Here is a 19,870-nt window from a genome sequence, read left to right on the forward strand (position 1 = left end):
CCCCTACTCGACGAGCGCATCCGGCTTCCCCTTGCTGCGCGGCCGTTCCTCGACCATCTTGCCCCAGACGATCAACCGGTACTTGCTGGTGAACTCCGGCGTACAGGTGGTCAGGGTGATGTAGCGGCCGGGTGCCGTGAAACCCGACCCCTTGGGGACCGGAGCGATCACGCTCGTGTTGCTCGGCGCCGTCACCGGCAGCATCGACGCGATCTTGTAGACGTAGTAGTCGTCCTGCGTCTCGACGACGACCTCGTCACCCGCCTTCAACCGGTTGATGTACCGGAACGGCTCGCCGTGCGTGTTGCGGTGACCCGCGAGCGAGAAGTTGCCGGTCTTCGCGGACGGCATCGCCGTCTTCAGGCTGCCCTCGCTGTAGTGACCGACCATGCCCTTGTCGAGCACCTTCTTGTTGCTGACGCCCTCGGCGATCGGCACCACGACGTCCAGTTCGGGGATGTGGAGGATCGCGAAGCCCTGGCCCGGCTCGAAACTGCCCGGCGCCCGCTTGCCGCTCGCCCAGTCGTTCTGGAGCGTGCTCGTCTCCTTGTCCGCCTGCGCGTGCGCCCGGACGTTCGTCCACCACAGCTGGTAGCTGACGAACAGCAGCATCAGCACACCGGTGGTGATGAACACCTCACCGATCGCCCGGCTGGCCATCACGGCCGCCCCGGGCTTACGGGCCTTGGCCTGCCGGCGGGCCTCCATCCGGGAGAGCGGCGCCCCCGAACTCCCCTCGGCGGTCCCCGCGATCCCCGCCGACTCCGACGCCGAGGGCGAACCCCCGTGACGCCCGTGGCCTCCATGGCCCCCGTGGCCCCCATGACGACCCTTGGCGGCCTTCCTGCGGGCCGCCCGGCCCCCCGGGGTGGTTCCTGTGGCAGAAGTGGTCGCTGAGGCGGCAGACGGCGATATGAATCCGCCCGGCGGCGGTTCGGGTATCCGCAGCGCCACCGTCTCCTCGTCGATCGGCGGCTCGTACGCCTGCCGACCCACGGCCCAGTCCCCCAACGCCGCGGACGCCTCGTACGACTCCTGCCCGTACGAGGCGCCTGACTCGCGCTCGGGGCGCAGCGCGGTCACGCCGAGGCCCTGCCCACCACCGGGGCGAGCCCCGCCGACCTGGCCACCGCGCCCTCGTCGCCGCACTCCACCAGCCAGTTGGCCAGCATCAGGTGGCCGTGCTCGGTGAGCACCGACTCGGGGTGGAACTGCACGCCCTCGACCGGGAGTTCACGGTGCCGCAGCCCCATGACGATGCCGTCGTGGGTGCGCGCCGTGACTTCCAGCTCGGCCGGCACCGTCGCCGGCTCAGCGGCCAGCGAGTGGTACCGGGTCGCCGTGAACGGCGTCGGCAGGCCCGCGAAGACGCCCTTGCCGCCGTGCTCGACCAGCGACGTCTTGCCGTGCAGCAGCTCCGGCGCGCGGTCCACGACCCCGCCGTACGCCACCTGCATCGACTGCATGCCCAGGCAGACCCCGAAGACGGGGACCCCGGTCGACGCGCAGTGGCGGACCATCTCGACGCAGACCCCGGCCTCCTCGGGCGTGCCGGGCCCCGGCGACAGGAGCACGCCGTGGAAGCCGTCCTGGGCGTGCGCGGTCGACACCTCGTCGTTGCGCAGCACCTCGCACTCGGCGCCCAGCTGGTACAGGTACTGGACCAGGTTGAAGACGAAGCTGTCGTAGTTGTCGACGACGAGAATCCGCGCTGTCACTGGTTGTCCACCGTCACATCGTTGAAGGGAAGCAGCGGTTCGGCCCACGGGAAGACGTACTGGAACAGGACGTAGACCACGACCATCGCCAGCACGAGTGAGATCAGCGCCTTCACCCACGCGTTGCCCGGCAGATGCCGCCAGATCCAGCCGTACATGCCGTCCCTTCCGTTCCACCACGGCACCAGACTCACGCCGTACCGCACCAGACTAACGGCGTAGAGCCTGTGGTCTCCCGGCCTCCACCGGCTGCGTGGAGTCCAGGTGCGCCCACACGATCAGCCGGTGGCTGTGCCCCCACTCCGGATCGCACGTGGTCAACGTCAGATACCGGCCTTCACGCGTATACCCCGACTTACGTGGGACAGGGTCGATCACCTCAACGTCCGTGGGGACGGTTTTGTAGGGCCCTTTGTCGATCCGATAGGTGAACCATGTGGTCCCGTCGGTCAGCACCACCGCGTCGCCCGCGCGCAGCTTGGGGAAGTCCTTGAAGGGATCCCCGTATGTCCGCCGATGCCCGGCGACCGCGAAGTTCCCCTCCTGCCCGAGCTGGGCCGTGCCCCGGTAGTGACCGAGGCCCTTCTTGAGGGTGTTCACCGCGGTGTCTTCCAACACGGGCTTGTTCCACGTGAAACCAAGCCGCGGGATGTACATGATCGCGAAGGGCTTGCCGGGGCGGTAGGCAGCCGGCGCTTTGGGACTCGCGGGCCCGGAGGGGGCGGGGGCCGCCGCCGTGGTCCTGGGCTGCGCCGTCTGCTGCGCCCACTGGCCCTGGAGAACGTCGATCTGGTGGTTCATCGCGCCGTCCGCCCGGACCCCGGTCCAGAACAGTACGTAGACGACGAAGAGGACGATCAGCGCGCCGACCGTGATGCACAGTTCGCTGACGGTCCTGACGACAACGCGCACCGGCAGCTCCTGAACGGCTCAGTTCACCCCACGGGCTCGGCGTAGTGCAGATCCACTGTGCCCGAGTAGCCGGGCAGAGTCACCGTCCCGTCCTCGGTGACTTTCCAGCCGAGGCCGTAGACATTCACGTAGACCATGTAGTTCTGGATCGCCTTCGACGCGGAGAGCGCCTGGTTCAGCTTGTCCAGGTCCCCGACCGCCGTGATCTTGTACGGCGGTGAGTAGACCCGGCCCTGGAGGATCAGGGTGTTGCCCACGCAGCGCACGGCGCTGGTGGAGATCAGCCGCTGGTCCATGACCTTGATGCCCTGGGCGCCGCCCTGCCACAGCGCGTTCACCACGGCCTGCAGGTCCTGCTGGTGGATGACCAGGTAGTCGGGCTGCGGCTCGGGATAGCCGGGGAGCTTGGCGGTGGCGTCCGGCGGCGCGTCGTTCAGCGTGACGGTCATCGCCTTGCCCGTCACCTTCTGCGTGCCCGCGCTCTTCTCCAGGCCGGCGAGCTTGTCGTCCTCCGCCTTGGTGCTGCCGTCGTCGCCTTCAGCGAGCGATTCGACGTCGTCGCGCAGGGACCCGTTCGACTCGTCCAGACCCTTGTTCTTGTGACTGCGCTCCTGGATGAGGTCGGAGAGCTTCAGCAAGGACGCGTCCGTACGGATGTTGGTGCCCTTGGCCGTGTTGAAGCTGGTGAAGAAGATGAGACCGGCGAGGGCGAAGACGGCCACCGTGAGCACCCGCATCGGCCGCAGCCGACGACGCGCGGGTTCGGGGCCGGAACCCGTTGTACCCGTACCGGGGGAGTCGGCAGAATTGGTCAACGTACCCTTATCTCCTTCGGCGCCGCGGAAGCACTACGCTAACGGACGCCCGGGGAGCACTATGAGTCCCCTTGTACGCTGCCCCGGAGCCCGATCCAGTTACCTGCGCGGCCACGCAGCGCATCGACAGGAGAGACCCTCGTGCCGAAGTCACGTATCCGCAAGAAGGCCGACTACACGCCGCCACCGGCGAAGCAGGCGACCGCCATCAAACTGAACAGCCGTGCATGGGTGGCACCCGTGATGCTGGCCATGTTCCTCATCGGGCTGGCCTGGATCGTCGTCTTCTATGTGTCCGACGGCTCGATGCCCATCAACAGCCTGGACAACTGGAACATCGTGGTGGGCTTCGGCTTCATCGCCGCCGGATTCGGTGTCTCCACGCAGTGGAAGTAGCGGCCACCACACGGTGAACGCAGCTCTGCCCACGGCTATCCGCTGAGTTATCCACAGCCGTTGTCCACATGGGGAAAAGAAAGACGATCTGTGGATAACCCATCGGGTGTTGACGCCGGTGTGACAGACCTACCGGCAACCGAAAACACGTTCGCCCCCTGCCTGACCTGCACGAATGCCGGTCGGTGACAGGGGGCGACACCGTCCCCCCACCGTGTGCACTAGATCCGCCACACGCTGTGGACAACGGTTCGGTATCAGGTGAGCTGTGCGGTCCTGATCAGGGTCATGGCGACCACGACGACCAGGACCAGCGCGCAGGCGCCGTACTGCACCAGGTCCCGGCGTTCGCGCGGGGCGTGGACCATCGCGTAGCCGGTGAGGACGCCGGCGACGAGGCCGCCGATGTGGGCCTGCCAGGCGATGTTGCTCCAGCCGAAGGTGAAGATGAGGTTGATCACCAGCAGGGCGATGATCGGGCGCATGTCGTAGTTGAGCCGGCGCATCAGGATGGCGGTCGCGCCGAAGAGACCGAAGATCGCACCCGAGGCTCCCAGCGAAGGCTGGTTGGGGGCGGCGATCAGGTAGGTGAGCGCACTGCCCGCCAGTCCGGAGACGAAGTAGAGGGCGAGATAGCGGGCGCGGCCGAGGGCCGCTTCCAGTGGACCGCCGATCCACCACAGGCTCAGCATGTTGAAGAGGATGTGGATGTAGCTGCCGTGCAGGAACATCGCGGTCAGCATCCGGTACCACTGGCCCTCGGCGATCCCCTCGACGGAGCCGAGGCCCGGGACGTAGGCCTGGCCGAGGAGCTCGAAGCGGGTGTCGAAGCTGTTGCCGACCGAGAGCTGGACGAGGAAGACCGCGAGGTTCACGCCGACCAGGATCTTGGTGACCAGCCGCGGATCGGCGGCGACGGTGCCGCCGGCGAGGGTGCGGGGGCGGCTCGCGGCGGGCGCGTGACCGGTGCCGGAGTCGCCGCGGGCGCACTCGGGGCACTGGAAGCCGACGGACGCGTCGACCATGCACTCGGGGCAGATCGGCTTGTCGCAGCGGGTGCAGCGGACGCCGGTCTCGCGGTCCGGGTGGCGGTAGCAGCCGGGCAGGCGCTGGGCGTCCTGCGAGCTGTCTGCCGCTTGGTCGTCCATGACATCCCCCAGGTCGTCGCATAGGTCATCGCGTATGTGGTCGTGCGGCTCGTCGCGTGCGAGGGCGTGCGCAAAACGCACCGCCCCGCCCATCTTTACGGATGGGCGGGGCGTTTGGTTCCTGCCCTGCGGGGTTCCCGTCCTGACAGCGGTCCGCACAGGCCCCCTGTCAGGGGGCCTGACGGGAGTCAGCTCTCGCGGGTCTCGACGACGACGGTCTCGATGACGACGTCGTCGACCGGGCGGTCGGTGCGCGGGTTGGTCTTCAGGGCGGCGACGGCGTCGACGACCTTCTGACTGGCCGGGTCTGTGACCTCGCCGAAGATGCTGTGCTTGCGGTTCAACCAGGTCGTGGGGGCGAGGGTGATGAAGAACTGGGAGCCGTTGGTGGCCGGGCCCGCGTTGGCCATGGCCAGCACGTACGGCTTGTTGAAGGAGAGGTCCGGGTGGAACTCGTCCTCGAACTGGTAGCCGGGTCCACCGGTGCCGTTGCCCAGCGGGTCGCCGCCCTGGATCATGAAACCGCTGATCACCCGGTGGAGGATCGTGCCGTCGTAGAGCTTGTCCGAGGACTTCTCGCCGGTCTCGGGGTTGGTCCACTCACGCTGGCCCTGGGCGAGCTCCACGAAGTTCCGGACCGTCTTGGGGGCGTGGTTCGGCAGGAGCCGGACTTCGATGTCGCCGTGGTTGGTCTTCAGGGTGGCGTAGAGCTGCTCGGCCACGATCTGCCTTCCGTTGTCTTCCTTGTGCCGCCCCGATCCTCCCACGCCCCGTGCCCTGCTCGCGGAAATCGGCCGAGTGCCCCCGGGGCGGGCGCGCTCCCCGTCGATCCGTGGCATTGTCGACGACAAGCTCCCGTTGCACCGCATTCATCCTCTATTGGACTTGGCCAACATGCCCCGGGGTGTGCTGGCAGGCATGATCCGTAAAAGGGTGGAAAGTCGAATTACGTACGCCACCGAGGAGGAGGAACCCGTGACCCGCATCGACAGCGTGCGCGCCGCGACCGGTTCGGCGAAGGGCAGCGTGCTGCACGCCGCGGAAGTGGTGGCGCCCTACGCCGACACGGCCAAGGACAGGGCCGCGCACTACGCACAGGAGGCCCGCGTTCGGCTCGCGCCGAAGGTCTCGTCCGCCGCAGACCAGGCCCGCGTCCAGTACGACGCCCATCTCGCGCCGCGCCTGGAGCAGGCGCGTACGCATGTGCCGCCGAAGGTCGACCAGGCCGCCCACGACGCCGCCATCCGTACCCGCCAGGCCGCTCGCCAGGCCGCCGAGTACTCGCGGCCGAAGATCGAGCAGGCGGTCGCCGCCGCCGGGCCCGTCCGCGAGGAGGCCACCGCGCGAGGAGCGGCCGCGCTGGCCGCGTTGCGCGGACAGGTCTCGCCGAAGGAGATCCAGAAGCTGGCCCGCAAGCACCAGCGGCGGGCGCGGGCCGGTCGTGCCGCGAAGACCCTGCTGGTGGTCGGCGCGCTCGCGGGTGGCGCCTTCGCCGCCTGGAAGTGGTGGGACAAGCAGGCCAACCCGGACTGGCTGGTCGAGCCGCCCGCGGCGACCGAGGTCCCCGAGACCGGCCGGCTGACGTCGGTGGACGGCAGCATCGGCGAGGCGGGCCTCGACCCCGAGGTCCAGGTCAAGGAGGCCGAGGAAGAGGCCGCCCACCGTGACGAGGGCCGGTAGACGTTCGATCGACCCTGACCTGGGGCCCCCGGCGCAGTTGCCGGGGGCCCTTCGTCATCTTCAGGGGAAGCTCGATAAAAAACGGGCTGAGCGGTTTCTTTGCCTCGTCGAACCAGGGCGACCGCCATGTAGCGCATGGCATATGCATGGAGAACAAGGGCGTACGGAAGCCCTCATCCCTGGCACGGTCACCTCGCAGGACCTGAGGAAACAGACCGTGTGGTCGGGTAGAGTGCTCGCCACACCTGTCAGACGGCGGTTCGACGAGGCGCCGCCGGCACGGAACGTACGCCTCGAAGGGAACGGCATGGCCAAGCAGGCCCGCGCGGTGCAGACCCGGCGCTCGATCGTGGAGGCCGCGGCGAGCGTGTTCGCCGAGTTCGGCTACGAGCGGGCGGCCACGTCGGAGATCCTGCGCCGGGCGAACGTCACCAAGGGCGCGATGTACTTCCACTTCCCGTCCAAGGAGTCCCTAGCCCAGGCGGTCATGGACGAGCAGACCCTGCTGGTGAACGTGGAGCCGCAGCTCTCGCCCCTGCAGTCGGTCATCGACAGCACCCACCGGTTCGCCCACGTGCTGCGCCACGACGCCCTCGCCCGGGCCGGTACGCGACTGTCCATCGAGGGCGTGTACTTCGGCGGCACGCACCCGTGGGGCGACTGGTTCGACCTCACCACCCGGCTGCTGGCCGAGGGACAGGAGCAGGGCGAGGTGCTGCCGCGGGTCGAGCCCCGGGAGACCGCCGAGTTCGTCGTGGCCGCGTTCACCGGCGTCCAGTTGGTCTCCGAGGCCGTCGGCCGACGGGCCGACCTGCACGTCCGGGTCGCCGTGATGTGGCGTCACATCCTGCCGTCCATTGCCCACCCGGCCACCATCGCCCGCCTCCGCCCGGAGGGCGCCACGGACCCGTCCGCCGCGATCGCGCCGCAGGACACCGAGGAGACCGCGGAGCCTGCGGAGACCGGAATCCACGCCGGTACCGCCTGAGCACCGCGCCGCCGGCCTGCCTGACCGTCGACTCTCCCACCGAGCCATGGCCATGGCTTGGCACCGGCCGACCACCTCCCCGGTCCATCTCCGCACCACCGACGTCCTACCGCCCCCTACCCCGATCACCATGCCGCCGACGGTCAGGACGGACCGCGCACTCTCGTCCGCGACCGGCCCCGACACCGGTGTCGGCCCCTACGCAGCGTTCGGTCCCCGCACATGAGAGAACCCCCGCCCAACCGCGTTTCCGCAGGTAGGACGGGGGTTCTCGGTGTGGAGCCTAGGGGAGTCGAACCCCTGACATCTGCCATGCAAAGACAGCGCTCTACCAACTGAGCTAAGGCCCCGAAAGGGAGGCGCCCGCCGGAGGAAACACACACCGGTCGGCGCCGCAGACCAGAGTACCGGGTCACCCCCCGTATCTCGCAAAAAGATTGGGGGTCCCCGCTGGCGACCACTCTCCGTAAGATGCTCGGCGTGGTTCGCGACAGCGAACCACCGTACTTGGGGAAGCGATGGGGAGACGCAATGGACGCCGCACAGCAGGAAGCGACCGCAAGAGCGCGGGAACTGCAGCGGAACTGGTACGGGGAGCCGCTGGGGGCGCTCTTCCGTAAGCTCATAGAAGATCTCGGCCTCAACCAGGCCAGGCTCGCGGGGGTACTGGGCCTGTCCGCGCCGATGCTGTCCCAGCTGATGAGCGGTCAGCGGGCGAAGATCGGCAACCCGGCCGTCGTACAGCGGGTTCAGCTGCTGCAGGACCTGGCGGGGCAGGTCGCGGACGGCAGCGTCAGCGCCGCCGAGGCCACCGAACGCATGGAGGAGATCAAGAAGTCCCAGGGGGGCTCGGTGCTCAGCAACACCACGACCACGACGAGCAGTTCGGGCGCACCGACGGTCAAGCGGGTGGTCCGCGAGATCCAGTCGCTGCTCCGCTCGGTGGCCGCCGCCGGCGACATCATCGATGCCGCCGACACCCTCGCCCCGACCCACCCGGAACTGGCAGAGTTCCTCCGGGTCTACGGCGCCGGCCGCACCTCGGACGCGGTCGCGCACTACCAGTCCCACCAGAGCTGACCCGGAGGCCCGGTAGCCGAAGGGGGTTCGGCAGCCGGGCCGGCGGCATCGGCCGAGGAGGACACGAGGCGCGGGGCTCGGACTACGGGGGGTCGGGCCACGGGAGTTCGGGGCACGGGGGCTCCGGACACACGGGGGAGGCTCGGAACATGGAGTCACAGGCCACGGGGGCGCAGGCCGCGGGGGCGCGGGGCACGAGAGGGTCGTGTCACTCATCACCGGCCATCACTGGCCGACACCGACCATCGCTGACCACCGTCGACCATCGCCGACCGACGCCGACCGAGAAACCGCGTGAGAGGGAGTCGTATCGCTCATTGAAGGGGAGGTGAGGGGGAAGCAAGGGGGGTAGCCGCAGGGGGAGGAGCGACGCGCAGCCATGGGTGAGGTCTTCGCCGGACGGTACGAACTGGTCGACCCGATCGGACGCGGTGGGGTCGGCGCCGTCTGGCGTGCCTGGGACCACCGCCGCCGCCGCTACGTGGCCGCCAAGGTGCTCCAACAGCGCGACGCGCACTCCCTGTTGCGCTTCGTGCGCGAGCAGGCCCTGCGTATCGATCACCCCCATGTGCTCGCACCGGCCAGCTGGGCCGCCGACGACGACAAGGTCCTGTTCACCATGGACCTGGTCGCCGGCGGCTCGCTGGTCCACCTGGTGGGGGACTACGGCCCCCTGCCGCCCGCCTTCGTGTGCACGCTGATCGACCAGCTCCTGTCAGGTCTGGCCGCCGTGCACGCCGAAGGCGTCGTACACCGCGACATCAAGCCCGCCAACGTGCTGCTCGAAGCCACCGGCACCGCCCGACCGCGCCTACGGCTGTCCGACTTCGGCATCGCCATGCGGCTGGGCGAGCCGCGCCTGACGGAGACCAACCTCGTGGTGGGAACGCCCGGTTATCTCGCGCCCGAGCAGATGATGGGCTCCGAACCGGACTTCCCCGCCGACCTGTTCGCCGTCGGCCTGGTCGCGCTGTATCTCCTGGAGGGCGCCAAGCCGGACGCCAAGGCCCTCGTCCAGTACTTCGCGGAGTACGGGACGCCGAGCGCCCCCAAGAGCGTCCCCGAGCCGCTCTGGCAGGTCGTCGCCACCTTGCTGCAACCCGACCCGGTCGCGCGGTTCCGCACGGCCACGGGGGCGCGCAAGGCCCTCGCCGCCGCCTCCGAACTCCTCCCGGAGCCCGGCCCCGACGACGAACTGATCGAGATCTTCGACCAAATCGGGCCACTCCCAACGGGGTTCGTACCGGAGGGACCGCTCAAGGCTGCGGCGGGGGTGGACACGGGCACCGGGACGGGAACCGGCACGGGGGTGGGCTCGGGCAGAGGCCCCCGCACGGGCACCGGCGTCGCCGCCGACTCCGCAGGCGGAGGAGGCCGTCAAGCGCCGTATCGGCCCGGCGATTCCACAACCAGCCGAAGCAGGATGGCGTCCCATCCGCTGGACCCTCGTCAGAGCACCGGCTCCCAGCCGCCGTCCGACACCTCGTCGCCCTCTGATTCCGCCCCGCCCACCCCGCCCTCCTCCCAGCCGCCCAGCATGTCGGACACGGGCAGCTTCCACCTGCCGCCTCCGCAGGCCACCGGCTCCTCCCCCCACATCGCTGCCTCCGGACCGGCCACTCCTACTCCGCAGGCGCATCCCCACCAGGGCGCCCAACACCAGCCACACCAACCGAACCAGCCCGCCCACGTCTCCCCCCACGACCCCACGCACGTGCTCTCCTCCCCCCAGCCGCCCGCACCCTGGCACGAGCACCCCGGCCGGCCCCCGGCACCGGCGTCGGAACCGGAATCGGCGCGGCTCCAGCGTGCTGAACCCTCTACTGCTTCGTACACCGCCCAAGTCCCGCAGGTTCCACCTCCCGCGCAGAAAACTTCGCGCCGGAGCCACCGCGCCACCCGCGCCGCACGCCGCGCCGGCCCACCCGCCAAGGTCGCGATCCCGCTCCTGCTGCTGGCGCTGACCTGCTACGCGGTCGGCTTCTGGGCCCTGACCCAGATCTGAACCGCCGACCGGACGAGCCCGCCCCCGCCGATCCCCGTCACCAGGCCCCGACCGCCACTCCGGTCACCGTCACCGTCGCCGTCACAAGACCCCGGCCTTGCGCCGAGCCACGACGGTCCACACTCCCAACCCCACCAACACCGCCGTACCGCCGCCGATACCGCCCACGGCGAGAGCCGTCATCGCGGTGCCGCCGCCTCCCCCGGCCCCGCCGTCCGCGGCCGCGCCCCCGCCCTGCCCCGCGACCTCGAACGTGTTCCGCGGCACGGACTGCCCCGCGTATCCGGGCCCGCTCTGTGCCCCGCCCTTCACCCCGATCCGCAGGCTCAGCCCGAACGGCCCGTCGCCGAATTTGTCGGCGACGCCCTCGGCGAGGTGCACCACCAGGTAGTACGAGCCGGCGAAGCGCATGCCGTTCACTCGGTCGGAGAACGAGTAGCGGTTGACGTAGTCGACCGGCGGCACCGCGTCGAGGGAGGCGGTCTTCTGGCGGCCGTCGTAGCTGACGCTCGCATCCTCGACGTCCGCGCGCACGGGGTTGTAGAGAGCGAGGTCCAGCGCGCCGGGCGCGAGGCCTGTGGCGCCGTCGGAGCTGCCCAGTTCGGCGGCGGCGGAGAGCTGTTGGCCCCAGCCGACCGGGACTTCGTAGAAGAGCGTCTGCCCGGGCTCGATGTCGGTGTGCCACACGCCCTGTCCGACGGCTGCCGACTGTGCGAATCCGGCACCTCCCCGGCGCTCCTCGGCCTGGCCCACCGGCAGGCTCGGCGAGGCGGAGTCCCATGCCTCGGGCGCGCTCGTCGCGCCGGCCGCCTTCAGGCGCGGTTCGGTCGTGGCGGTGAGCTCCAGGTCCCAGGCGCCGGGCGAGGTGTCCGTCGTACCGGAACGTTCGACGACGACGTAGTACGCACCGGACCCTTCGCAGACCGGGGCGCGCGGGGATGTCGTACGGGCGCCCCAGGTGGTGATGGGGTGCGGGCTGCGGGACGCGCCGAAGGTGGCGGTCTCGAAGGAGCAGGAGCGGCCGTCGGCGTTCTCCATCCACACCTTGATGCCGGAGGTGACGGCGAGTTCGCCGCCGGTGGGCGGGGCGGCGGTGACGGAGACGTACGCGTTCGAGGAGTCGTCGAGGTCGAGGCGGTAGTAGACCTTCCCGCTCTCGGGGAGGGAGCTGCGGTACGTCTTGCCGGGCTCGACGAGGGCTGCGTCCGTGGTGCCCGACGCCCCGTCGACGGGCAGGGCGCCCGGTGCGAAGGCGTAGTTCGAGGGGGAGGCTTGGCCCGTGGCAGAGGTGGTGGCCGAGGGGGAGGTGACGTCCGGGTCCGCTGTGCCGGCCGCCGTCGCGGTCCCCGCCGGCCAGGACGTGAGTGCCGCGGCCGTGCACAGCAGCGTTACGGCGACCGCCACGCGCGTGCGTGCCGACGGACGACCGCGCCGTGCCCTGGCACGCCACCACGCCGTACGCCGCCCCATCCCGCGTCACCCCTAGTCGTCACGTCGTCACCCGGACCCGCAAGGCCGTGGCCCATCCTGCCCCGCACGGCCGCGCGTCATCCGCGCATTCCGTACGAGCGTCCGAAACGCCCTGCTCCGACCCCGAAACGACGACGCCTTCGACCTCCGACACCGTCCGAGGCTCACCGGACAACGCAAAACCCCGACCGCCAGGCGGCCGGGGTTTTCAGTATCGGATGTCGGTGCTCAGGAACCCGTGGGCACGGAGTCAGTTGCCTCCGTCCACAGGTCCTGCTCGGCGCGATCCGCCTGGATCTGGCGGTACACGAGGAGCCCGCCGATGGCGGCCAGTGCGACCAGGAGAAGCTTCTTCACCGCGCGACCTCGTCTTTCTTTGACGTAGGGGACCTCTGGCGCCCGACTATACACACCGCCCGATATCGATCGGTGACCTGCGTGGGCCCCCTCAACTCCCCTCCCACACACCGCAGTAGAACCGGAGTCGACCGCTCCGATCGGAGGGTGATCACACCTCCACAGCCGGTCACTTTGGGCCCCATCGACCCCTTTTCAGGCTACTTGCGGCCATCCGGGTGGTGTTCATCAGAAGATCGACGCGCCACGGGCGTCGGTCCACCACTTCGCGACCGCCATACACATCATGAGGAAAGTACGCAAATCGCCCAACCCGAAAGTGAGGGGCCATGGCCCAGAACCAGGTCACGAAGCTGTGGACCGCCATCGTCATCGCCTTCCTGGCGCTGTGCACGACGCTCGGACTCATCACGACGACCGCCGCCGCGGCCGTACCCCAGACCGGGACGACCAGCAACAGCAGCGCGCACACGATGACGCCGGCCACGGCCCACGAGCCCTGGTCCTTCACCAGGTCCCTGCCCCCCACGATGAAGCAGCGCATCCGCGCCGAGGCCCACGGCAAGTCCCCCAGCTGCCGCCACCGCTCGCCCGCGGACGCCGACACGGACACGGCGACCGACACGGACGCAATGTCCACCGAGGCGACCTCCGACTCCCCCGAGGACACCGCTCCCCTCCAGCTCTGAGTGACCGCCCGGCCCCACATCACCGGCGTAATTGGCGAACTTGCGTACCCAAACGCCCACACAGGAGACCCCTGACCGCATGCGGTCGGGGGTCTTGCCGTTCCCCGCCGGGCCCTGGCGTCAGGCCGTGGCGTCCGTCCGGCGGTCGTAGTCCGCGCGGGCGGCACGGATCACGTCCACGTGCCGGTCGGTCCAGCGGGCGAGGCCCTTCACGACGCCCGCCTCGGTGTTCTACAGCGGCGGCCGATCCCGCGCGGGGAGCCTGCGCTGGGAGATCAACGGCACCTCCGGCGACCTCCTGCTGACCAGTCCGTCCGCCGACGGCAACATCCAGAGCACCGAGTTGCCCCTCGCCGGAGGCGACGGAGCCGCGACCCGGGTGGGTGAACCCCCTGACCGTGCCCGCCCGGCAGAACACCGACCTGTCCATCGTCCCGCCCGGACCCGCCGCCAACGTCGCAGCCGTGTACGCGGCTCTCGCCGAGGACCTGGCCAACGGCACCCACGAGGTCCCGGACTTCACTCACGCCCGGCGCATGCACCAACTGATCGCGGACATCGAGGCCGCCGCCCGCCGGTGACCGCCGTCGCGGGTGCCGGGCTTGATGTCAGCCGTAGAGCAGTCAGACGTAAATATCAGCCGTAGACGTCAGCCGAGAACGTCAAAGACCCCCAACCATGACCGGTTGGGGGTCTTCGTGCTGGTGGGGCTAACAGGATTTGAACCTGTGGCCTCATCCTTATCAGGGATGCGCTCTAACCAACTGAGCTATAGCCCCGCCGCGCTCTGCGGTGTGTGTCCCGCGCGCTGACCCCTGAAGATTAGCGCACGACGTGGGCAGTCCCAAAATCGATAGTCGCCGGACCGTCCGCGGAGGTTTGAACCCCTGCGGACGGCCAAGTCACTCGTCCTCGGCGAGCGTCAGCTCGATGCCGCCGACGAAGCCCGCGGAGAGGTTGTAGATGAACGCGCCGAGGGTCGCGAGAGCCGTCGCGAGGACGACGTCGATGACCGCGATGACCGACGCGAACATCAGGACGTGCGGGAGGGACAGGAACGACTGCAGGTCGAAGCCGTTCGACTCGTTCGAGCCGGTCGCCTCGGAGATGGTGCCGCCGACCGTCGAGAAGACGCCCATCGCGTCCATGACCATCCACAGGACGGCGGACGCGACGATCGTGCAGATGCCCAGGGCGATGGAGAGCAGGAAGCTGACCTTCATCACCGACCACGGGTCGGCCTTCGCCACGCGCAGGCGTGCCTTGCGGATCCGCGGCGTGGTGCGTGCCCCGGTGCGCGGCCGACGTACGGCGCCTGCCGGAGCGGGGGCCTGTGTCGGGGCCGCCGGGTTCTGGTAGGCCTGCGGCGGGTGGTACGGCCCGGTGGGCTGCTGCGGCTGCCGCTCACCGGGGAGCGGGGAGGCCGGCTGTTGCTGCGGCGGCGCGGGCGGGGCCGCTGCCTGCGGCTGCGCGCCCGGGGCTGCCGGACCCGTCCCAGCCGCGTGCTGCTGGGTCTGCGGGCCTCGGGTGTCCGTCACAGTTCCCCCCTGGGATCCATGAGTGTCGGGCGAGCGCGGCTCGTTGGCGGGTGGCTTGATCGCTTTGAGCTGGGTCGTATGCGAGTCCGTCACCTGCGCGGCGGAGCCACGGCCGCCTCCGTCAGTTTCGGTACCCCTGGGGGTACCGGCCGACCCGGCGCCCGTGGCTCCGCTCACGATGTCTCTCTCCTCGTGCTACTCGGCCGAGGGCGACTCGCCCTCGTCCGTGCCGGTGGTCGCGGCACCCTCGGCGGTCTCGTCCACGGCGACCTCGCCGTCGACTTCCTCCGCCTCGCGCCCCGCCTCGGCGTTACGAGCGATACCGACGACGGCATCGCGCTTGCCCAGGTTGATCAGTTGGACGCCCATGGTGTCACGGCCCGTCTCCCTGACCTCGTTGACTCGCGTACGAATCACACCGCCCGACAGCGAGATGGCGAGGATCTCGTCGAGCTCCTCGACCACCAGCGCGCCGACGAGAGAGCCGCGGTCCTCGACGATCTTGGCGGCCTTGATACCCAGGCCACCGCGACCTTGGACGCGGTACTCGTCGACAGCGGTCCGCTTCGCGTACCCGCCGTCTGTGGCAGTGAACACGAACGTACCGGGTCGAACAACATTCATCGACAGAAGTTCATCGCCGGGGCGGAAACTCATGCCCTTGACACCCGAGGTAGCGCGGCCCATGGGGCGCAGAGTCTCGTCCGAGGCGGTGAACCTGATCGACTGTGCCTTCTTGCTGATCAGAAGCAGATCACTGTCGGATGAAACGAGCTCGGCTCCGATCAGTTCGTCGTCGGAACCGTCCTCGCGCTCCCGCAGGTTGATCGCGATCACGCCGCCGGAACGGGGCGAATCGTAATCCTTCAGAGGCGTCTTCTTGACCAGACCACCCTTCGTGGCCAGCACCAGGTACGGCGCCGCCTCGTAGTCGCGGATCGCGAGGATCTCGGCGATCGACTCGTCCGGCTGGAAGGCCAGCAGGTTCGCGACGTGCTGTCCGCGCGCGTCACGGCCGGCGTCCGGCAGCTCGTACGCCTTCGCGCGGTACACCCGGCCCTTGTTGGTGAAGAACAGCAGCCAGTGGTGCGTCGTCGACACGAAAAAGTGGTCGACGATGTCGTCTTCCTTCAGCTTCGCGCCGCGCACGCCCTTGCCGCCGCGCTTCTGGGAGCGGTAGTCGTCCGTCTTCGTGCGCTTGACGTAGCCGCCGCGCGAGATGGTGACGACGATGTCCTCTTCGGCGATGAGGTCCTCGATGGACATGTCGCCGTCGAAGGGCACGAGCATCGTCTTGCGGTCGTCGCCGAACTTCTCGACGATCGCGGCGAGTTCCTCGCTGACGATGCCGCGCTGACGGACCGGCGAGGCCAGGATCGCGTTGTACTCGGCGATCTTCGCCTGGAGTTCGTCGTGCTCCTGGACGATCTTCTGGCGCTCAAGGGCGGCCAGTCGACGCAGCTGCATCTCCAGGATGGCGTTCGCCTGGATCTCGTCGATCTCCAGGAGGCCCATCAGGCCCGTGCGCGCGATGTCCACGGTGTCACTGCGCCGGATCAGCGCGATGACCTCGTCAATGGCGTCCAGGGCCTTCAGGAGGCCGCGCAGGATGTGCGCCCGCTCCTCGGCCTTGCGCAGCCGGAACTTCGTCCGGCGGACGATGACCTCGATCTGGTGCGCCACCCAGTGGCGGATGAACGCGTCCAGTGACAGCGTCCGCGGCACACCGTCGACCAGGGCCAGCATGTTGGCGCTGAAGTTCGACTGCAGATCCGTGTGCTTGTAGAGGTTGTTCAGTACGACCTTGGCGACCGCGTCCCGCTTCAGGACGATGACCAGGCGCTGGCCGGTACGGGACGACGTCTCGTCGCGGACGTCGGCGATGCCGCCGACCTTGCCGTCCTTCACCAGGTCGGCGATCTTCTGCGCGAGGTTGTCGGGGTTGGTCTGGTAGGGGAGTTCGGTGACCACCAGGCACTGGCGGTTCTGGATCTCCTCGACCTCGACGACCGCGCGCATGGTGATCGAGCCGCGGCCGGTGCGGTACGCCTCTTCGATGCCCTTACGGCCGACGGCGAGCGCGCCGGTCGGGAAGTCCGGGCCCTTGATGCGCTCGATCAGCGCGTCCAGGAGCTCCTCCTGCGAGGCCTCCGGGTTCTCCAGGCACCACTGGGCGCCCGCCGCGACCTCACGGAGGTTGTGCGGCGGGATGTTGGTGGCCATGCCGACCGCGATGCCCGCCGAGCCGTTGATCAGCAGGTTCGGGAAGCGGGCCGGCAGGACGGTCGGCTCCTGGGAGCGGCCGTCGTAGTTGTCCGTGAAGTCGACGGTCTCCTCGTCGATGTCACGGACCATCTCCATCGACAGCGGCGCCATCTTGCACTCGGTGTAGCGCATGGCGGCGGCGGGGTCGTTGCCCGGAGAGCCGAAGTTGCCGTTGGAGTCCACCAGCGGCATCCGCATCGACCACGGCTGCGCGAGGCGGACCAGCGCGTCGTAGATCGAGGAGTCGCCGTGCGGGTGGTAGTTGCCCATGACGTCGCCGACGACGCGGGCGCACTTGTAGAAGCCCTTCTCGGGCCGGTAGCCGCCGTCGTACATCGCGTACAGGACGCGGCGGTGGACGGGCTTGAGGCCGTCACGGACGTCGGGCAGGGCTCGCGACACGATGACGGACATCGCGTAGTCGAGGTACGAGCGCTGCATCTCCGTCTCGAGCCCGACGGGCTCGACGCGCTGGGCGATGACGCCCTCTTCAGGAGTGCTGGGAGTGTTCTCGTCGGTCATTGCTGGTGAGGATCCTTCCTGATGCGGTCAGCTGAGACCGACTCAGATGTCGAGGAAGCGGACGTCCTTGGCGTTGCGCTGGATGAACTGGCGGCGCGCCTCGACGTCCTCGCCCATGAGGACCGAGAACAGGTCGTCGGCCTGTGCGGCGTCGTCCAGGGTGACCTGGCCGAGGACGCGGTGCTCCTGGTCCATCGTGGTGATGCGCAGCTCCTCGGCGTTCATCTCGCCGAGACCCTTGAAGCGCTGGATCGAGTCTTCCTTGATCCGCTTGCCGTTCTGCCGGCCCAGCTCGATCAGCGCGTCGCGCTCACGGTCCGAGTACGCGTACTCGAAGTCGTCACGGCCCCACTTGATCTTGTACAGCGGGGGGCGCGACAGGAACACGTGCCCGGCCTCGACCAGCGGCCGCATGAAGCGGAACAGGAAGGTCAGCAGCAGCGTGCTGATGTGCTGACCGTCGACGTCGGCGTCCGCCATCAGGATGATCTTGTGATAGCGCAGCCTCGCGATGTCGAAGTCCTCGTGGACTCCGGTACCGAAGGCGGAGATCAGCGCCTGGATCTCCTGGTTCTGCAGGATCTTGTCGATCCTGGCCTTCTCGACGTTGAGGATCTTGCCTCGGATCGGGAGGATCGCCTGGTACTGCGGGTTCCGGCCGGACTTGGCCGAGCCGCCGGCGGAGTCACCCTCGACGATGAAGATCTCGCACTTGGTGGGGTCGTTCGACTGGCAGTCGGACAGCTTGCCCGGCAGGGACGCGGTCTCCAGCAGGCCCTTGCGACGGGTGAGGTCGCGGGCCTTGCGGGCGGCCACGCGCGCGGTGGCGGCCTGGATGCCCTTGCGGATGATGTCCGCGGCCTCGTTCGGGTTGCGGTCGAGCCAGTCGTTGAGGTGCTCGTAGACCGCCTTCTGTACGAAGGTCTTCGCCTCGGTGTTGCCGAGCTTGGTCTTGGTCTGGCCCTCGAACTGCGGCTCGGCCAGCTTCACCGAGATGATCGCGGTCAGACCCTCGCGGATGTCGTCGCCCGTGAGGTTGTCGTCCTTCTCCCGGAGCAGCTTCTTGTCGCGCGCGTACTTGTTGATCAGCGACGTCAGCGCGGCCCGGAAGCCCTCTTCGTGCGTACCGCCCTCGTGCGTGTGGATGATGTTGGCGAAGGAGTACACACCCTCGCTGTAACCACTGTTCCACTGCATCGCGACCTCGAGGGACAGGCTCTTGTCCTTGTCCTCCGCCTCCAGGTCGATGATGGTCGGATGCACCACTTCTCCCTTGCGGGAGTTGAGGTACTTCACGTAGTCGACGATGCCGCCCTCGTAGTGGTACGTGACGGACTTGACCTCGTCCTTCTCGTCCGCACCCGCCTCGTCGGCACCGACCGTGGCCTTCGCCACCTCGCGCTCGTCAGTGAGTTTGATCGTCAAACCCTTGTTGAGGAACGCCATCTCCTGGAAGCGCCGCGAGAGCGTCTCGAAGGAGTACTCGGTGGTCTCGAAGACGTCCGGGTCGGCCCAGAAGGTGACCGACGTACCGGTCTCGTCCGTGGTCTCGTGCTGCACGAGCGGGGCCGTCGGCACGCCCAGCTTGTAGTCCTGGGTCCAGCGGTGTCCGTCGGTCCTGATCTCGACGGCGACCTTGCTGGACAGCGCGTTCACAACGGAGACGCCCACGCCGTGCAGACCACCGGAGACCGCGTAGCCGCCGCCCCCGAACTTGCCGCCCGCGTGCAGCACCGTCAGCACGACCTCGACGGCGGGCTTGCCCTCGGACGGGACGATGCCCACCGGGATGCCTCGGCCGTTGTCGATGACGCGCACGCCGCCGTCGTGAAGGATCGTGACGTCGATGGTGTCCGCGTGGCCGGCCAGAGCCTCGTCGACGGAGTTGTCGACGACTTCCTGCACGAGGTGGTGCAGACCTCGCTCACCGGTCGAACCGATGTACATACCGGGTCGCTTGCGGACCGCGTCCAGACCCTCGAGGACGGTGATGGCGCTGGCGTCGTACGCGGCGGTGACCTCGCCGTTCGACGAGGTCACCGCGCCGTTCTCGCCGGCGTCGATGGACGGGATGTTCTCGTTGGGGTTGCCGGAATCGGCCACGAAGCGCCCTTTCTGGCACAGCACGAGCCAGGCTCGTCGGCGGGTTGCCGGAGCGGCTGCGGCATGTTGCGTTGGTAAGCCTTGATCAGCGTTGCTCAGCGTTTCCCGGGCGGTCCCCATCAGTGGGGCGGGATTAGCTCCCAGTCTACCGGTAGCACCGACAGTGATGGGGGTTTGCCGGTAC

The 19,870-nt window shown here is 68.9% G+C and carries 19 protein-coding genes and 2 tRNA genes; 7 read left to right on the forward strand and 14 right to left on the reverse strand.

What is annotated here, in order from left to right:
* Positions 1-3 precede the first annotated feature (3 nt).
* Genes M2283_RS11430 through M2283_RS11450 form a run of 5 tightly spaced genes read right to left on the reverse strand, consistent with a single transcriptional unit; the run spans position 4 to position 3,445 of the window.
* A complete protein-coding gene (locus tag M2283_RS11430; protein ID WP_280876024.1) occupies positions 4-1,083 on the reverse strand; it encodes a class E sortase in 1,080 nt (359 codons plus the stop codon).
* Positions 1,080-1,718, reverse strand: a complete 639-nt coding sequence (locus M2283_RS11435; protein ID WP_280876025.1) for an aminodeoxychorismate/anthranilate synthase component II — start codon at positions 1,716-1,718, stop codon at positions 1,080-1,082. Before M2283_RS11435 ends, M2283_RS11430 begins: the two co-directional genes overlap by 4 nt.
* Entirely contained in the window at positions 1,715-1,912 is a 198-nt protein-coding gene (locus tag M2283_RS11440; RefSeq protein WP_185146162.1) for a hypothetical protein, read from the reverse strand. Before M2283_RS11440 ends, M2283_RS11435 begins: the two co-directional genes overlap by 4 nt.
* A gap of 16 nt (positions 1,913-1,928) precedes the next feature.
* The gene (locus tag M2283_RS11445; protein ID WP_280876026.1) at positions 1,929-2,630 is read right to left on the reverse strand and encodes a class E sortase; all 702 of its coding nucleotides are present in this window, start codon (positions 2,628-2,630) and stop codon (positions 1,929-1,931) included.
* A gap of 23 nt (positions 2,631-2,653) precedes the next feature.
* Complete coding sequence (locus M2283_RS11450) at positions 2,654-3,445, reverse strand: DUF881 domain-containing protein (RefSeq protein ID WP_280876027.1); 792 nt, start codon at positions 3,443-3,445, stop codon at positions 2,654-2,656.
* A gap of 141 nt (positions 3,446-3,586) precedes the next feature.
* Between M2283_RS11450 and crgA the strand changes: the two genes are divergently transcribed.
* Positions 3,587-3,841, forward strand: coding sequence for a cell division protein CrgA (gene crgA, locus M2283_RS11455; protein WP_280876028.1), 255 nt, complete (start codon positions 3,587-3,589; stop codon positions 3,839-3,841).
* Positions 3,842-4,098: 257 nt separating this feature from the next.
* Here the strand turns inward: crgA and M2283_RS11460 are convergent, their stop codons facing one another.
* Together M2283_RS11460 and M2283_RS11465 are read right to left on the reverse strand one after the other, a co-directional pair.
* Positions 4,099-4,989 carry a rhomboid family intramembrane serine protease gene (locus M2283_RS11460; RefSeq protein ID WP_280876029.1) on the reverse strand — a complete coding sequence of 297 codons (891 nt, stop codon included), beginning with the start codon at positions 4,987-4,989 and terminating at the stop codon, positions 4,099-4,101.
* A gap of 188 nt (positions 4,990-5,177) precedes the next feature.
* The gene (locus M2283_RS11465; RefSeq protein ID WP_280876030.1) at positions 5,178-5,711 is read right to left on the reverse strand and encodes a peptidylprolyl isomerase; all 534 of its coding nucleotides are present in this window, start codon (positions 5,709-5,711) and stop codon (positions 5,178-5,180) included.
* 253 nt (positions 5,712-5,964) lie between these two features.
* Here M2283_RS11465 and M2283_RS11470 point away from each other — a divergent pair, with 253 nt between their 5' ends.
* Together M2283_RS11470 and M2283_RS11475 are read left to right on the forward strand one after the other, a co-directional pair.
* Positions 5,965-6,669, forward strand: coding sequence for a DUF5324 family protein (locus tag M2283_RS11470; RefSeq protein WP_280876031.1), 705 nt, complete (start codon positions 5,965-5,967; stop codon positions 6,667-6,669).
* 307 nt (positions 6,670-6,976) lie between these two features.
* Complete coding sequence (locus M2283_RS11475) at positions 6,977-7,657, forward strand: ScbR family autoregulator-binding transcription factor (protein ID WP_432423053.1); 681 nt, start codon at positions 6,977-6,979, stop codon at positions 7,655-7,657.
* A 277-nt stretch (positions 7,658-7,934) separates the two neighbouring features.
* Here M2283_RS11475 and M2283_RS11480 read toward each other — a convergent pair.
* Positions 7,935-8,007, reverse strand: a tRNA-Ala gene (locus tag M2283_RS11480).
* A gap of 181 nt (positions 8,008-8,188) precedes the next feature.
* On the opposite strand from M2283_RS11480, the gene M2283_RS11485 reads away from it, so the two are divergent.
* Both M2283_RS11485 and M2283_RS11490 read left to right on the forward strand, forming a co-directional pair.
* Positions 8,189-8,737 carry a helix-turn-helix domain-containing protein gene (locus M2283_RS11485; RefSeq protein ID WP_280876032.1) on the forward strand — a complete coding sequence of 183 codons (549 nt, stop codon included), beginning with the start codon at positions 8,189-8,191 and terminating at the stop codon, positions 8,735-8,737.
* Between the two features lie 379 nt (positions 8,738-9,116).
* Positions 9,117-10,742, forward strand: coding sequence for a serine/threonine-protein kinase (locus M2283_RS11490; protein ID WP_280876033.1), 1,626 nt, complete (start codon positions 9,117-9,119; stop codon positions 10,740-10,742).
* A gap of 81 nt (positions 10,743-10,823) precedes the next feature.
* Here M2283_RS11490 and M2283_RS11495 read toward each other — a convergent pair whose 3' ends face one another.
* Together M2283_RS11495 and M2283_RS11500 are read right to left on the reverse strand one after the other, a co-directional pair.
* The gene (locus tag M2283_RS11495; protein WP_280876034.1) at positions 10,824-12,146 is read right to left on the reverse strand and encodes a hypothetical protein; all 1,323 of its coding nucleotides are present in this window, start codon (positions 12,144-12,146) and stop codon (positions 10,824-10,826) included.
* 294 nt (positions 12,147-12,440) lie between these two features.
* Positions 12,441-12,569: a DLW-39 family protein gene (locus M2283_RS11500; RefSeq protein WP_003999697.1), complete on the reverse strand. Its 129-nt coding sequence runs from the start codon at positions 12,567-12,569 to the stop codon at positions 12,441-12,443.
* 329 nt (positions 12,570-12,898) lie between these two features.
* Between M2283_RS11500 and M2283_RS11505 the strand changes: the two genes are divergently transcribed.
* Together M2283_RS11505 and M2283_RS11510 are read left to right on the forward strand one after the other, a co-directional pair.
* Complete coding sequence (locus M2283_RS11505; protein ID WP_280876035.1) at positions 12,899-13,258, forward strand: DUF6344 domain-containing protein; 360 nt, start codon at positions 12,899-12,901, stop codon at positions 13,256-13,258.
* 383 nt (positions 13,259-13,641) lie between these two features.
* Complete coding sequence (locus tag M2283_RS11510; protein WP_280876036.1) at positions 13,642-13,839, forward strand: hypothetical protein; 198 nt, start codon at positions 13,642-13,644, stop codon at positions 13,837-13,839.
* Positions 13,840-13,960: 121 nt separating this feature from the next.
* Here the strand turns inward: M2283_RS11510 and M2283_RS11515 are convergent.
* The 4 genes from M2283_RS11515 to gyrB form a co-directional block, all read right to left on the reverse strand.
* Positions 13,961-14,037, reverse strand: a tRNA-Ile gene (locus M2283_RS11515).
* 123 nt (positions 14,038-14,160) lie between these two features.
* Entirely contained in the window at positions 14,161-14,973 is an 813-nt protein-coding gene (locus tag M2283_RS11520) for a DUF3566 domain-containing protein (RefSeq protein WP_280876037.1), read from the reverse strand.
* 18 nt (positions 14,974-14,991) lie between these two features.
* Positions 14,992-17,583 carry a DNA gyrase subunit A gene (gene gyrA, locus M2283_RS11525; RefSeq protein WP_280876038.1) on the reverse strand — a complete coding sequence of 864 codons (2,592 nt, stop codon included), beginning with the start codon at positions 17,581-17,583 and terminating at the stop codon, positions 14,992-14,994.
* Positions 17,584-17,625: 42 nt separating this feature from the next.
* Positions 17,626-19,686 carry a DNA topoisomerase (ATP-hydrolyzing) subunit B gene (gene gyrB, locus M2283_RS11530; RefSeq protein WP_280876039.1) on the reverse strand — a complete coding sequence of 687 codons (2,061 nt, stop codon included), beginning with the start codon at positions 19,684-19,686 and terminating at the stop codon, positions 17,626-17,628.
* Positions 19,687-19,870 lie beyond the last annotated feature (184 nt).

The sequence above is a fragment of the Streptomyces pseudovenezuelae genome (genome assembly GCF_029892565.1).
Taxonomy (GTDB): Bacteria; Actinomycetota; Actinomycetes; order Streptomycetales; family Streptomycetaceae; genus Streptomyces; species Streptomyces pseudovenezuelae_A.